This is a genomic window from Sinomicrobium sp., from assembly GCA_029266035.1.
GTDB lineage: Bacteria > Bacteroidota > Bacteroidia > Flavobacteriales > Flavobacteriaceae > Sinomicrobium.
The window spans coordinates 1-14,322 of sequence record JAJUFH010000028.1 but is presented as its reverse complement, the minus strand read 5'-3'; the positions used below and the strand labels follow the sequence as shown (position 1 = coordinate 14,322).

Here is a 14,322-nt window from a genome sequence, read left to right as displayed (position 1 = left end):
CTTTACTATCTCGGTTCCAGCACCACAAAAGGCACTATCATCTCTTCGAGCGACACTCCTCCGTGCTGATAGGTGTTTCTGTAGTATCCCACATAGTGATTGTAATTGTTGGGGTACGCAAAGAAAAGGTCGTCTTTGGCAAAGATAAAGGAACTGCTCATATTTATCGAAGGAAGATGAATATCTCCCGGGTGTTTTGCTGCAAAAACATCTTTACTGTCGTAAGACAAGCTTCTCCCTGTCTTGTATCTAAGGTTCAAACTGGTTTCCTTATCCCCGATTACCTTAGACGGATTCTTTACATTGATCGTACCGTGATCGGTAGTGATTATGAGTTTGAATCCGAGTTGTTGAGACTGCTGCACAATCTCCAACAGCGGAGAATTCCTAAACCAGCTCTTAGTAAGCGAGCGATAGGCCTTATTGTTGGATGCTAGCTCTTTAATGACCTCCATCTCGGTTTTCGCATGCGAGAGGATGTCGACAAAATTATACACAATCACAGTGAGATCGTTTTCCTTCTGAGACTTAAAATTTTGTGCCAAGTGCTTTCCTGCCTTCAAACTGGATATCTTGTGATATTCCCACTTGATATTCAATCCCAACCTTCGTATCTGTTCCTGAAGAAAATCTGCTTCAAACAAGTTCTTCCCCCCTTCATCGGTATCATTTTTCCACAATTTTGGATACAATTTTTCCATTTCCGCAGGCATTAAACCAGAAAAAATAGCATTTCGGGCATACTGCGTCGCGGTGGGCAGAATACTGCAATACGGCAACTCACTCTTCTTTTTATAGTACAGGTTTACAGTATCGGAAATAGCCAGCCATTGATCGTATCTCAGATTGTCTATCACCACCATCAGTGTCGGACTATCTCCCTGGAGTTCAGGTAACACTAACTCCCGAAACAGCGTATGAGACATCACAGGGCTTTCTTCTCCCGAAAACCATCCAGGATAATTTTTTTCGACAAATTTCCCAAACTGACTATTGGCCTCCGTTTTCTGGGATTCGAGAATCTCTACCATCCCTATGTCTTCTATATCCTCCAGTGCCATCTCCCAGAATAGCAGTCTCCTGTACAGTTCCACCCAATCTTCATAGGTATTGGCCATGCTCATATCCATAGCTATCTTTCTGAACTCCTGCTGGTAATTGGCCGTCGTCTTCTCAGAGACCAGTCGAGAATTGTCTAAGTTCTTTTTGAGCGATAGTAATATCTGGTTGGGGTTGACCGGCTTTATAAGGTAATCAGCTATTTTAGAACCTATAGCCTCCTCCATCAGGTACTCCTCTTCGCTCTTGGTTATCATGACTATAGGTATGCTAGGACGCTTGGCCTTGATCTCCATAAGCGTTTCTAAACCCGAAAGTCCCGGCATATTTTCGTCTAGAAAAATAATATCGTAATTATTCCCATCTATATCCTCTATGGCATCTGCCCCACTTTGGCAGGTGGATACACTGTAATTCTTGCTCTCCAAAAAGAGTATATGAGGTTTCAACAAGTCAATTTCATCATCTACCCACAGTATTTTTATCTTACTCATCACGTATATTTGTATTTTTATAGCATTTATGTCAAACATCAGGCAGTCTTTTACTTGACAAGACTACCTCAAAACTTGTATATGCAACACACCAACAAGCTCAAGATATTTAACGACCCAATTTACGGATTTATTACCATTCCCAACGCTCTTGTTTTCGATCTTATTGAACACAGGTATTTTCAGCGTCTGAGAAGAATATCCCAAATGGGACTTTCATACCTCGTATATCCCGGCGCACACCACACTAGGTTTCACCATGCACTGGGCTGTATGCACCTGATGCAAAAAGCCGTACAAAGCCTGCGCTTTAAGAAGATTGAAATCTCAAAAGAAGAAGAAGAAGCTCTGCTCATCGCTATATTGTTGCACGATATAGGTCACGGTCCGTTTTCGCACGCTATGGAACACAGCATAGTGGAAAATGTGAGTCACGAGCAGATTTCACTGCTCTTTATGGAAGAGCTCAACCGCAATTTTAACGGACGTTTAACACTGGCTATCAAAATTTTTCGCGGACAGCATCCTCGAAAGTTTCTGCATCAACTCATTTCCAGTCAGCTCGATATCGATCGCACCGACTATTTGAAACGCGACAGTTTTTATACCGGAGTGGCAGAGGGAAATATCAATTCGGAACGACTGATCTCTATGTTGAACGTAGTAAACAATGAGTTGGTCATAGAAGAAAAAGGGATATACTCTGTAGAAAAATTTCTGGTTGCCAGAAGACTGATGTATTGGCAGGCCTATCTGCACAAAACCGGAATCGCAGCAGAACAACTGCTGATTAGGGTTTTGAAAAGAGCTAAAGAACTGGTCTCGGAAGGCGTGTCGTTGAAATCGAGTACCGCCTTGGAGTATTTTCTCCAACACAAGGTAGATTTGGACAATTTTTCACCGGAGATTCTCGATATATTTGCAAGACTTGACGACAACGATATTATCTCTGCCATGAAAGAATGGCAGTTTCACGAAGATTTTGTACTCTCACGTCTGTGCAGTATGTTGTTGAACAGAGATCTGCTCCGCATAAAATTCCGAAAAAAACCAATCTCTGACGAGAAACTCAAAAAATACATCCGAAATTTCAGAGATGAGTTTGACGTTTCCGACCAAACGGCCGAGTATTTCGTCTTTAGCGGACAGGTGAAGAATCTCGCTTACAGCACAAATCACGAAAACATCAGAATACTTACCAAACAAGGTAAGGTTTCCGATGTAGAAAAAGCATCAGACCTTCTCAACATCAAGGCATTGTCTAAGTCAGTAACCAAGTATTACGTCTGTTATCCCAAACAAAAAAACAATATTGCCAATACCCGAAAAAGTCATTGAGAAAACACAATTTAAAGCAATAGCAACACTTATTTATCGGTTAAAATCAGTGTATTTTAAGGTTTTCCCGATTAACTAAACAGCCCGCTAATTTGATATTTACTTTTTTTATACTTTTGCAGGGATGAAATTTACAGCAAGTCAAATAGCAGGTATATTAGAAGGAGATGTTATAGGTGATCCCGATGTTGAGGTGTCAAAATTGGCCAAGATAGAAGAAGGTCTAGAAGGCGACCTCACTTTTCTGGCCAATCCAAAGTACACATCCTACATATATACCACAAAAGCCTCCATTACTATTGTAAACAGAGACTTTGAGGCTGAATCGGAACTGTCTACCACGCTTATCAAGGTAGAAAATGCCTATAAGTCATTCTCCAAACTGTTGGAATACTACAATCAGGTAAAGTTAAACAAGACAGGAATAGAACAGCCTTCCTATATCTCGGAGACCGCCTCACACGGCGAAAACATCTACCGAGGTGCTTTTTCGTATATCGGTGAAAATGTACGCATAGGAAACAATTGCAAGATATATCCCAATGCCTATATCGGCGACAATGTAAGCCTAGGCGACAATGTCATCGTATTTGCCGGAGCCCGTATCTATTCGGAAACGGTAGTCGGAAATAACTGTATCATTCACAGTGGTGTGGTTATCGGAGCTGACGGTTTTGGTTTTGTTCCCGACGACAACGGCATATATTCTAAGGTACCTCAAACCGGTAATGTCATACTCGAGGACTATGTCGATATCGGAGCCGGAACAACCATAGACCGAGCAACACTGGGATCTACCCTTATAAGAAAAGGGGTAAAACTGGACAATCAGATTCAGATAGCCCACAATGTAGAAATAGGCGAAAACACCGTAATCGCCGCACAAACCGGAATTGCCGGATCTACGAAAATAGGACGTAACTGCATAATAGGAGGTCAGGTAGGTATTGTTGGCCACCTCAGTATAGGAAACCGAGTGAGAATACAAGCACAATCCGGAATAACCCGAAACGTACAAGACGACGAAACCTTGCAGGGATCGCCAGCCTTCAACCTCGGAGACTACAACAAATCGTACGTCCACTTCAGGAACCTTCCAAAATTAGTACAAACTATTCATCAATTCGATAAAAAACGAAACGATAATGAGTGATGTAAGAGTTGCAAAGCAACGCACCATTGCAAAAGAAGTAACGCTCCAGGGTGTAGGTCTTCACACGGGGCTCGAAGTTACTATGACTTTTAAACCTGCCTCCGAAAATCACGGTTATGCCTTTAGGCGAATCGACCTCGAGGGCTGTCCTGTAATTGAAGCAGACGCCAATTATGTAGTCAATACGCAAAGAGGGACCAATCTCGAAAAAAAAGGTGTAAAAATACACACTTCCGAACATGTGTTGGCCGCATTAGTAGGTCTGGAAATTGACAATGTTCTGATAGAACTCAATGCGCCCGAACCTCCTATTATGGACGGGTCTTCCAAGTTTTTTGTCGAAGCGCTCCAAAGTGCAGGTATCGTAGAACAAGAAGCAGAGCGAGAAGAATATATCGTAAAGGATGTGATTTCGTATATGGACGAAGAAACCGGAAGTGAAATCACAGTAATCCCCGCCGATGAATATCAGGTGACTACTATGGTCGATTTTGGCACCAAGGTATTGGGTACTCAAAACGCCACACTCAAACAACTATCCCAATTTGGGAAAGAAATATCGAATGCGAGAACTTTCAGCTTCCTCCACGAAATAGAAACCTTACTAGAGCACGGACTCATCAAGGGGGGCGATTTAAACAACGCCATCGTATATGTAGACAAGGAGCTCTCACAAGACACTATGGAAAGGCTGAAAGTAGCTTTCAACAAAGAGTCTATTTCCGTAAAACCAAACGGTATTCTCGACAATTTAACCTTGCACTACCCCAATGAGGCAGCCAGACACAAGTTGCTAGATGTGATTGGAGATTTAGCATTGGTGGGTACCCGCATCCGCGGAAAGGTGATCGCCAACAAACCCGGGCATTTTGTAAACACTCAATTCGCCAAAAAACTGTCTAAGATCATCAAGATTGAAAAGCGAAACAAGGTGCCAAAATACGATCTCAATCAGGCGCCACTGATGGACGTTGTAGACATTATGAAAAAACTACCTCACAGACCTCCTTTTCTGTTGGTAGATAAAATACTAGAGCTCTCCGAAAGCCATGTGGTAGGAGTAAAAAATGTGACCATGAACGAACCCTTTTTTGTCGGTCACTTCCCCGGAGCACCAGTTATGCCCGGAGTACTGCAGGTTGAGGCTATGGCACAGGCCGGAGGAATACTGGTGCTGAGCACTGTTCCCGATCCGGAAAATTACCTCACCTTTTTTATGAAGATAGACAATGTAAAGTTCAAGCAACAAGTACGGCCGGGAGACACTCTCGTATTTAAACTCGAACTGGTCTCACCTATACGCAGGGGAATATGCCATATGCAGGGTTATGCTTATGCCAATGGCAAACTCGCCACAGAAGCGGAAATGATGGCACAGATAGTAAAAGTAAAAAATGATTAGGAATACTTAAACCTTCCTAAACTATTAATCGAAACAGATGAATCAACCCTTAGCATACGTTCACCCCGGAGCCAAAATAGCCAAAAACGTGGTGATAGAACCCTTTACCACAATTCACAACAATGTGGTTATAGGAGAAGGAACCTGGATAGGATCTAACGTCACCATTATGGAAGGAGCCCGTATAGGTAAAAACTGTAATATTTTCCCGGGTGCTGTCATTTCGGCCACACCACAGGATCTCAAATTTCAGGGAGAAGAAACGATTGCCGAGATAGGAGACAATACCACCATTCGGGAATGTGTGACTATCAATCGAGGCACCTCAGACCGTATGAAGACCGTTATCGGACAAAACTGTCTCATCATGGCATACAGCCATATCGCTCACGATTGTATAGTGGGCAATAACTGTATCTTTTCGAACAACAGTACCCTGGCTGGGCATATCACCGTAGGAGACTATGTTGTTTTGGCGGGAATGACAGCAGTGCATCAGTTTTGTTCCATCGGAAATCACGCCTTTGTAACCGGAGGATCGTTGGTGCGCAAAGATGTTCCTCCTTATGTAAAAGGCGCTAGAGAACCGCTGTCTTATGTCGGCATCAATTCTGTCGGCCTGAGAAGAAGAGGTTTTTCTACTGAAAAGATCAGAGAAATACAGAATATATACAGAATACTGTACCAGAAAAATTACAACAATACCCAGGCTATCGAAATTATAGAAGCCGAGATGGAAGCTACTCCTGAAAGAGATGAAATCCTCCAATTTATCCGTGACTCACAACGCGGAATTATGAAAGGATATTTTACTGCAGGGTAATAAACAAAAGAATTGAAGTACAGAAATAAGCAATAAAATTAAAAGTATGGCAACAACTTCAGATATCAGAAAAGGATTGTGTATCCGTTTCAATAACGATATCTATAAAATCGTAGAGTTTCTCCATGTTAAACCCGGAAAAGGTCCGGCCTTTGTACGCACCAAACTGAAGAGTGTTACCACAGGAAAAACCATAGACAACACCTTCTCTGCCGGTCATAAGATAGACGATGTACGCGTAGAGACCAATAGTTTTCAATACCTGTATCCCGAGGGAGACCAATTCCACTTCATGAACACCGAAGACTTCAATCAGATCTCTCTCCCTAAAAGTGCACTCGACTCACCTGATTTACTCAAGGAAGGCGAAATAGTGACTATTATTATCAATTCTGAAGACGGCATGCCACTTTCAGCTGAAATGCCTGCCCACGTGATTCTGGAAGTGACACATACAGAGCCCGGTGTAAAGGGAAATACCGCTACCAACGCCACAAAACCCGCTACAGTAGAAACCGGTGCCAGCGTAAATGTACCGCTGTTTATCAACGAAGGAGACAAGATAAAGATAGAAACAGAAAAAGGGACCTACATAGAGCGGGTCAAAGAATAACACCCTATATCTCATGAAGTTCCCCAAGGTATTTAGCTTACAGCAGATCGCCGATATCTTAAACTGTCGCTACATAGGCGATGATGACTTCCCGGTACACGGCATGAATGAGATTCACGTTGTAGAACCCGGAGATATCGTTTTTGTAGATCACCCTAAGTATTACGACAAAGCGCTGCAATCGGCTGCTACTGTTATACTGATTAACAAAGAAGTGAGCTGCCCTGAGGGCAAAGCCCTACTCATTTCCGACGATCCCTTTCGCGATTTCAACAAGCTCACCTTCCACTTCAATCCGTTTCGTCAGGCTGTAGCCAATATTGCCCCCACAGCTAGTATCGGGAAAAACACTGTGATTCAACCGGGAGTTTTTGTGGGAAACAATGTGACAATAGGTGACAACTGCCTTATTCACCCCAATGTAATTATCTACGACAATACCGTGATTGGCAATAACGTAACCATACATGCCGGAACTGTTTTAGGGGCCGACGCCTTTTATTATAAAAACCGACCTGAGGGATATGACAAACTTCTCTCCGGTGGAAAAGTAGTTATAGAAGATCATGTAGACCTAGGAGCTCTGTGTACCATAGACAAAGGAGTAACAGGAAGTACACTGATAAAAGAAGGCAGTAAAATAGACAATCAGGTACATATTGGTCACGATACCGTAATAGGCAAAAAATGCCTTATCGCTTCTCAAACCGGAATTGCGGGATGTGTTGTGATAGAAGACGAAGTTACCATTTGGGGACAGGTAGGCATGGCCAGTGGTATCACCATAGGAACCAAAGCAGTTATACTGGCACAGTCGGGCATCAGCAAATCGCTGGAAGGACACACCACCTATTTCGGCTACCCGGCAGAAGAAGCCCGAAAAAAATACAAGGAGCTGGCCGCTATCAGGAAAATTCCCGAAATAATAGCCCAGCTCAAATCAGATTTGTAGCCAACCCTTTACCAACCGTGCAAACACAAATAATAACCAGAAAAAAAGAAGAAATATTAAGCGGTTGGAAATACTGGTTTATTCATATAAAACTCTATTTTTGCATAGCCTATTAAAAACAAAATACAATGAGCGTTTTAGTTAACAAGGATTCGAAAATAATCGTACAAGGTTTTACCGGAAGTGAAGGTACATTTCACGCCGAACAGATGATAGAATACGGCACCAATGTAGTGGGAGGAGTAACTCCCGGAAAAGGCGGACAGGAACACCTCGGCCGTCCGGTATTCAACACTGTAAAAGAAGCAGTAGATAAAGCAGGAGCCGACACAACCATTATTTTCGTACCACCGGCCTTTGCTGCCGATGCCATTATGGAAGCTGCCGATGCCGGTATTAAAGTAATTATTACTATTACCGAAGGTATCCCGGTAGCCGATATGATTAAAACTTACGACTACATCCAAGGTAGAGACTGCCGTCTTATAGGTCCTAACTGTCCCGGTGTTATCACTCCAGGTGAAGCCAAAGTGGGTATTATGCCTGGCTTTGTTTTCAAGAAGGGAAATGTGGGAATCGTATCTAAATCAGGTACTCTTACCTACGAAGCTGCCGACCAGGTGGTTCGCCAAGGATTGGGTATCACTACCGCTATTGGTATTGGTGGTGACCCTATTATAGGAACTACGACTAAGGAAGCCGTGGAATTGCTTATGAACGATCCGGAAACTGAGTGTATCGTTATGATAGGTGAGATAGGTGGACAACTCGAAGCCGATGCTGCACGATGGATTAAAGAAAACGGAAATAAAAAACCCGTAGTGGGCTTTATCGCCGGAGAAACTGCACCCAAAGGAAGAACTATGGGACATGCCGGAGCTATAGTTGGTGGAGCGGATGACACTGCAGAAGCCAAAAAGAGAATCATGAAAGAATGTGGACTGCATGTGGTAGACTCTCCTGCTGAAATAGGAAAAAAGGTTGCCGAGGTTCTGGGATAATCCCCGGAGTGCACCACAGAATAATACATTTTAAAAATCCGTCAGCTCGTACTGGCGGATTTTTTTATACCGCAGCGTCATTTTGCTTGTTTTGTGCTACATCAATTTGCTATATTTGAACCTGTACGATATATGCCGGTACTCAAAACGAAATAAATAAAAGCCCATAGTATTCCGCTAAATAAATAAGGAACAGCTCGGGTGATTGACAAACAGGGTCATTATCCGCCAATTTCGGAAAGAACTTAAGTGACTCGTAAATTTTTAAATAAGGATGAAACTTTTAGAAGGAAAAACAGCCATCATCACAGGAGCCAGTAGAGGAATTGGAAAAGGTATAGCCGAAGTCTTTGCCCGTGAGGGAGCCAATGTGGCATTCACCTACAGCTCTTCGGCTCAAGCTGCTGCCGAATTGGAAAAAGAGCTCATAGCACTGGGAGTAAAAGCCAAAGGATACCAGAGCAATGCCGCTAGCTTTGAAGAATCTACAAAGCTAGCCGATGAGGTCCTAGCCGAATTCGGAAGCATCGATATACTGATCAACAATGCCGGTATCACCAAAGACAATTTGCTGATGCGCATATCGGAAGAAGACTTCGACAAAGTGATTGAAGTCAACTTAAAATCTGTTTTCAATATGACCAAAGCCGTACAGCGCACCATGCTCAAACAGCGCAAAGGGTCTATTGTAAACATGAGTTCTGTAGTGGGCGTTAAAGGAAATGCCGGACAGTCTAACTACGCCGCTTCTAAGGCCGGTATTCTCGGATTTACAAAATCGATTGCCCTCGAACTCGGTTCTAGAAATATCAGGTGCAACGCTATTGCTCCCGGATTTATAGAAACAGAAATGACCGCCAAACTCGACGAAAAAACCGTTCAAGGATGGAGAGACGGAATTCCACTGAAACGCGGCGGAACCCCCGAAGATGTAGCCAATGTTTGTCTGTTCCTCGCTTCAGACCTCAGTGCTTATGTCACAGGACAGGTGCTTAATGTAGACGGGGGTATGCTCACCTAAAACCCTCCATCAAACAGACATTAAATGTATGTAATAGAATGTATTGTCGCAGGTATAGCAGCCCTTGCGGTTGCTCTCTTCCAATACGGCAGGTCAAAAAGCAGGTCGGTACAAGGCTTGCTTTTTGTCTTTCTGCGTTTTCTGTCTGTATTTGCACTCGTATTGCTGTTGCTCAACCCCGAGATAAACAGCTCCACTACCCAACAGGAAAAAGCTACCCTTGCCGTACTCGTAGACAATTCGTCGTCTATCGCCTTTCTCAAACAACGACAAAGCGTTGAAAACATCGTCAGTAATATTGAGAAAAACGAAGAATTGCGTGCAAAATTCGACATCGATTTCTACACCTTCGGAGCAGAGTTACAACAGGGAGATTCCCCAGATTTTGACCTTCCTCAAACCGACATCGGCAATTCGCTCTCCGCTCTCAAGGATATTTACAGAGGTAAGAGAGCCACTGTATTACTACTCTCCGACGGCAATCAGACCTACGGAGAAGATTATCGATTTTCTACCAGGCAATACCCATTTCCGGTATATCCGATAGCCATAGGCGATACCGCTACTTACGACGATCTCAGTATCGACAGAATCAACCTAAACCGCTATGCCTACTTCCGAAATAAATTTCCGGTAGAAGTGCTAGTCCGATATGAAGGTGAAAGAGAAGTGACTTCCAATTTTATCATCTCCTCCGGTAAAAACACCCTTGTTTCCAAAAAATTGAACTTCTCTCCTGCGAAAAAATCGGAACTTGTAGAAACTTACCTCCAGGCTGATAGCAAGGGAGTGCTCACCTACCAGGTAGCGCTCACTCCTTTAGACGAAGAAAAAAACACGGCAAACAATACCGAAGAATTCGGTATAGAAGTCATTGATCAAAAGACCGAAGTCCTCATTGTTTCCGATATGCCCCACCCCGATCTCGGAGCTTTAAAACGCAGTATAGAAAAAAATGAAGAGCGAAAAGTGAGTATCTCAGGCACCGATATCGACGGGGCTCGCCTGGAAGACTATCAACTCCTAATACTATATCAGCCCACTGCCGCATTTGCCCCTATTTTTGAGCAACTCAAACAAGTTTCTAAAAACACTTTTATCATTGCGGGAAAAGATACCGACTGGAATTTCCTGAACCGTATACAGTCGGATTTCGCCCATGAGAACAACGGATTTTTTGAAGAAGTTCAAGGCAGCTTTAATACCTTCTTTACTCCCTTTACCACCGAAGATCCCGGATTTGAGCACTACCCTCCCCTATTAGTTTCTTTTGGAGATATAAACATCAACACTCCACACGAAACACTGCTCCACCAGAAAATAAGAGGTACAGAAACCGATATCCCCCTGCTGTTTGTTCAAGACAAAGATCAAAAACGTCAGGCTGTCTTACTCGGACAAAATATATGGAAGTGGCGGATGCAAGACTACCGGGAAAATGGAAATTTTGAAAAGTTTGACAATTTTATCGGAAAGATGGTTTTCTATCTGGCCTCCGATAAAAAGAGAGACCGATTGGAAGTCGACTACAAAACGCTTTACAAAGGCGGTACTCCCGTTGTGGTAAGCGCGCAATACTTCGACAAAAACTATATTTTCAATCCAAATGCCGCACTGACGCTGGATGTATCGGCCAAAGACACTGCCTTTCACAAAACATACCCCATGCTGCTTCGCAATAATTATTACCAGGCAGACCTCAACGATCTCGAAGCGGGGGACTACAAATTCACTTTGGCAGTAGAAGGAGAACAACTGAAAAGATCGGGAACATTTAGTATCCTCAGTTTCGACTTAGAGCAACAACATATCGGGGCCAATGCAAACAGCTTGCAACAGCTTGCCACTCAATCAGGAGGAGAACTGCTCTATCCCGATACCCTAAGCGATATGTATCGTATATTGATGGAAAACCCCGATTTAAAACCCACTCTAAAAACCACTGACAAAAGCGTTCCGCTTATCCATTGGAAAATACTGCTTTTTATCGTTATTGTCTGTCTTTCTACAGAGTGGTTTTTGCGCAAATACAGGGGCTTAATCTAAGCTGTACACTTAAAACAAATTCTAACTAAAATCAAAATAAAATGGACAAACTACCAAAAATCGGACTTCCCTTGATTATCGGAATTGTATTATTTCTTATCCTCATCACCAAATCGACCATCACCATCGGTTCGGGACAAGCCGGAGTGCTATACCGTACTTTTGGCGGAGGTGTAGTTACCGACCGTCCGCCTATGGGAGAAGGATTTCACTTTGTAATGCCGTGGAACAAGGTTTTTGTCTATGAAGTAAGACAGCAAGAACTCTCAGAAAAAATGCTCGTCCTCTCGTCAAACGGACTTGAAATTGGCGTAGATGCCACCGCCTGGCACCAACCTTCCTACGACCAATTGGGATCGCTGCACCGCGAAAAAGGAGAGCAATACGTAGATCGCGTAATACGACCGGCAATACGCTCTGCCGTGCGAAGTGTGGTGGGAAGATATACCCCCGAACAGCTCTACTCTTCAAAGAGAGATGTCATTCAAAACGAAATTCAGGAAGAGACCAAAAAAATTCTGGACGAACAATACGTACAGCTCAATGAAGTGCTAGTAAGAGACATTACACTTCCCGCCACCATCAAAGCCGCTATAGAAACCAAACTGCGACAAGAACAAGAGTCACTGGAATACGAATTCCGCATAGAAAAAGCAGAGAAAGAAGCAGAACGCCAACGCATAGAAGCCGAAGGAAAAGCCAATGCAAACCGCATTCTAAACGCCTCACTCACCGACCAGATCCTCCGAGAAAAAGGCATACAAGCCACCTTAGAGTTATCGAGGTCAGACAACGCAAAAGTAATCGTTATAGGCTCCGGAAAAGACGGAACACCTATTATATTGGGGAATCAGTAATACGAGCCTATTGATGTAGGTTGGACTATCCTTTATTCACACTATACAAACCACTTTTGAACAGACCAAACTATTAAAAAATACAAAGTTTGGTCTGTTTTGGTGGTATTGTTTTTTGAATTCTCTGAATATCCGTAACGTCTGGGGTAATTACGACCGCTCAAAAACTATCGGGTGTTACCTTTTACTGGGCTCGTCATACCTTTGCGACTGTTGCACGAAACGACTGTAGGGTGAGCAAGGATGATGTGGCATTGGCACTGAATCATGTGGACGAAGGGAACCGGGTGACAGATATTTATATTGCTAAAGATTGGCGGATTGTGGATGAGGTGCAGGAGAAAGTGTTGGAGAAGTTAAAGGAGAAGGAATTGGAACGTGAAGGGGCAGTTGGTTCAGAACAATCTTAGCCAATGGTGAACAGAGCCCCCGAGCAATCGGAGGTTCTTACTGTGTTAGTACCTAAATGGACAAATAAATTATTGCGTATATTTGGAATCCAGCCCTTACAGTAAAATGACAGATGGTATAAAATGAAATTTGGTAAAACAATAAGAATATTTCTCATTGACGGAGATCCGAATGGTCGGATGAGTTGTGAACTTTCCAATTGGTCTGGAAAAGCATATAAAATTCCAAGAATTAAAATTAAGGAATGTACCGATCGTAATGATCTGACAAGTACAGGAGTATATTTACTTTTTGGAAAAGATGACACAGGGAAAGACCAAGTTTATATCGGCGAAGCTGAATCTATTTTAAAAAGGCTAAATCAACAATTGACCCAAAAGGATTTTTGGAATGAAGCAATTGTTTTTATCAGTAAAGATGAAAACTTAAATAAGGCTCATATTAAATATTTAGAGAATCGTCTTCATGACATCGCAAAATCTGCAAATCGCTACACTGTTGATAATTCAATAATTCCAACACAATCGTCCATTTCAGAGCCAGACCGAGCTGAAATGGAAGAATTTATAGAGTACATTAAAATGCTTGTAAATACTCTCGGACATAAAGTATTTGAGGAAAAGAGAGAATTTAAACCTAAACAGAAACAAGAGTTATTTTTTATTAAAGCAGCTCGAGGGGCAGATGGACAGGGTGAACCAACATCTGATGGTTTTGTGGTGTTTAAAAACTCTAAAGCAGCAGCGACAATTGTGAAGTCTATGTCTCCAAATTTTATTATCTATAGGAAAAAATTGATCGATGAAGGAGTGCTTGTTGACAAAGATGATTATTTAGAGTTTTCAGATGACTACATTTTTAGTAGCCCTTCTACCGCGGCAGTAATGGTCATGGGGAGAAATGCAAACGGTTTGACTGAATGGAAAAATAAAGATGGTAAAACACTTAAGGAATTCGAATCGTAAGATCAAATAACGAAGGTATAATAGGAAAGTATCCCCTAAGGAGACACTATCCCGTTAAGTGTGTAAGTTTAAAATAACAGGGGTTGGGCTATTTAAAGCCTGACCCTTTTTTCATAGATCGTGAGGAACTGGTTTAGGATAATGCCCCAGTTCCTGATGGGCATAGACCACTTTTTGGTGGCTTCAC

General features: G+C 42.7%; 13 protein-coding genes. 12 read left to right on the top strand and 1 reads right to left on the bottom strand.

Annotated features, from left to right (window positions below):
• Positions 1 to 5: 5 nt before the first annotated feature.
• Positions 6 to 1,553: a T9SS response regulator signal transducer PorX gene (gene porX, locus ACYZZR_RS11480; RefSeq protein WP_461534178.1), complete on the bottom strand. Its 1,548-nt coding sequence runs from the start codon at positions 1,551 to 1,553 to the stop codon at positions 6 to 8.
• 81 nt (positions 1,554 to 1,634) lie between these two features.
• On the opposite strand from porX, the gene ACYZZR_RS11475 reads away from it, so the two are divergent.
• The 12 genes from ACYZZR_RS11475 (at position 1,635) to ACYZZR_RS11420 (ending at position 14,135) form a co-directional block, all read left to right on the top strand.
• On the top strand, positions 1,635 to 2,891 hold the full coding sequence (locus tag ACYZZR_RS11475) for an HD domain-containing protein (protein WP_461534152.1): 1,257 nt from the start codon (positions 1,635 to 1,637) through the stop codon (positions 2,889 to 2,891).
• A gap of 124 nt (positions 2,892 to 3,015) precedes the next feature.
• Positions 3,016 to 4,044, top strand: coding sequence for a UDP-3-O-(3-hydroxymyristoyl)glucosamine N-acyltransferase (lpxD, locus tag ACYZZR_RS11470; RefSeq protein ID WP_461534151.1), 1,029 nt, complete (start codon positions 3,016 to 3,018; stop codon positions 4,042 to 4,044).
• A complete protein-coding gene (locus tag ACYZZR_RS11465; protein WP_461534150.1) occupies positions 4,037 to 5,446 on the top strand; it encodes a bifunctional UDP-3-O-[3-hydroxymyristoyl] N-acetylglucosamine deacetylase/3-hydroxyacyl-ACP dehydratase in 1,410 nt (469 codons plus the stop codon). The genes lpxD and ACYZZR_RS11465 overlap by 8 nt, the downstream gene beginning before the upstream one ends.
• 37 nt (positions 5,447 to 5,483) lie before the next feature.
• On the top strand, positions 5,484 to 6,269 hold the full coding sequence (gene lpxA / locus ACYZZR_RS11460; RefSeq protein ID WP_461534149.1) for an acyl-ACP--UDP-N-acetylglucosamine O-acyltransferase: 786 nt from the start codon (positions 5,484 to 5,486) through the stop codon (positions 6,267 to 6,269).
• A 46-nt stretch (positions 6,270 to 6,315) separates the two neighbouring features.
• On the top strand, positions 6,316 to 6,882 hold the full coding sequence (gene efp / locus ACYZZR_RS11455; RefSeq protein WP_461534148.1) for an elongation factor P: 567 nt from the start codon (positions 6,316 to 6,318) through the stop codon (positions 6,880 to 6,882).
• 13 nt (positions 6,883 to 6,895) lie between these two features.
• The gene (locus tag ACYZZR_RS11450) at positions 6,896 to 7,834 is read left to right on the top strand and encodes a UDP-3-O-(3-hydroxymyristoyl)glucosamine N-acyltransferase (protein WP_461534147.1); all 939 of its coding nucleotides are present in this window, start codon (positions 6,896 to 6,898) and stop codon (positions 7,832 to 7,834) included.
• A gap of 128 nt (positions 7,835 to 7,962) precedes the next feature.
• Positions 7,963 to 8,835, top strand: coding sequence for a succinate--CoA ligase subunit alpha (gene sucD / locus ACYZZR_RS11445; RefSeq protein WP_461534146.1), 873 nt, complete (start codon positions 7,963 to 7,965; stop codon positions 8,833 to 8,835).
• Between the two features lie 274 nt (positions 8,836 to 9,109).
• Positions 9,110 to 9,856 carry a 3-oxoacyl-[acyl-carrier-protein] reductase gene (gene fabG / locus ACYZZR_RS11440; protein ID WP_461534145.1) on the top strand — a complete coding sequence of 249 codons (747 nt, stop codon included), beginning with the start codon at positions 9,110 to 9,112 and terminating at the stop codon, positions 9,854 to 9,856.
• 24 nt (positions 9,857 to 9,880) lie between these two features.
• Complete coding sequence (locus ACYZZR_RS11435; protein WP_461534144.1) at positions 9,881 to 11,902, top strand: vWA domain-containing protein; 2,022 nt, start codon at positions 9,881 to 9,883, stop codon at positions 11,900 to 11,902.
• A gap of 41 nt (positions 11,903 to 11,943) precedes the next feature.
• Entirely contained in the window at positions 11,944 to 12,759 is an 816-nt protein-coding gene (locus ACYZZR_RS11430) for a prohibitin family protein (RefSeq protein WP_461534143.1), read from the top strand.
• Between the two features lie 233 nt (positions 12,760 to 12,992).
• The gene (locus tag ACYZZR_RS11425; RefSeq protein WP_461534142.1) at positions 12,993 to 13,169 is read left to right on the top strand and encodes a hypothetical protein; all 177 of its coding nucleotides are present in this window, start codon (positions 12,993 to 12,995) and stop codon (positions 13,167 to 13,169) included.
• Positions 13,170 to 13,292: 123 nt separating this feature from the next.
• Positions 13,293 to 14,135, top strand: a complete 843-nt coding sequence (locus ACYZZR_RS11420) for a GIY-YIG nuclease family protein (RefSeq protein WP_461534141.1) — start codon at positions 13,293 to 13,295, stop codon at positions 14,133 to 14,135.
• Positions 14,136 to 14,322 lie beyond the last annotated feature (187 nt).

Bases quoted from the DNA above. Each gene is read 5' to 3' on its own strand.
- porX (WP_461534178.1), bottom strand. From the start codon at position 1,553: ATGAGTAAGATAAAAATACTGTGGGTAGATGATGAAATTGACTTGTTG.
- ACYZZR_RS11475 (WP_461534152.1), top strand. From the start codon at position 1,635: ATGCAACACACCAACAAGCTCAAGATATTTAACGACCCAATTTACGGA.
- lpxD (WP_461534151.1), top strand. From the start codon at position 3,016: ATGAAATTTACAGCAAGTCAAATAGCAGGTATATTAGAAGGAGATGTT.
- ACYZZR_RS11465 (WP_461534150.1), top strand. From the start codon at position 4,037: ATGAGTGATGTAAGAGTTGCAAAGCAACGCACCATTGCAAAAGAAGTA.
- lpxA (WP_461534149.1), top strand. From the start codon at position 5,484: ATGAATCAACCCTTAGCATACGTTCACCCCGGAGCCAAAATAGCCAAA.
- efp (WP_461534148.1), top strand. From the start codon at position 6,316: ATGGCAACAACTTCAGATATCAGAAAAGGATTGTGTATCCGTTTCAAT.
- ACYZZR_RS11450 (WP_461534147.1), top strand. From the start codon at position 6,896: ATGAAGTTCCCCAAGGTATTTAGCTTACAGCAGATCGCCGATATCTTA.
- sucD (WP_461534146.1), top strand. From the start codon at position 7,963: ATGAGCGTTTTAGTTAACAAGGATTCGAAAATAATCGTACAAGGTTTT.
- fabG (WP_461534145.1), top strand. From the start codon at position 9,110: ATGAAACTTTTAGAAGGAAAAACAGCCATCATCACAGGAGCCAGTAGA.
- ACYZZR_RS11435 (WP_461534144.1), top strand. From the start codon at position 9,881: ATGTATGTAATAGAATGTATTGTCGCAGGTATAGCAGCCCTTGCGGTT.
- ACYZZR_RS11430 (WP_461534143.1), top strand. From the start codon at position 11,944: ATGGACAAACTACCAAAAATCGGACTTCCCTTGATTATCGGAATTGTA.
- ACYZZR_RS11420 (WP_461534141.1), top strand. From the start codon at position 13,293: ATGAAATTTGGTAAAACAATAAGAATATTTCTCATTGACGGAGATCCG.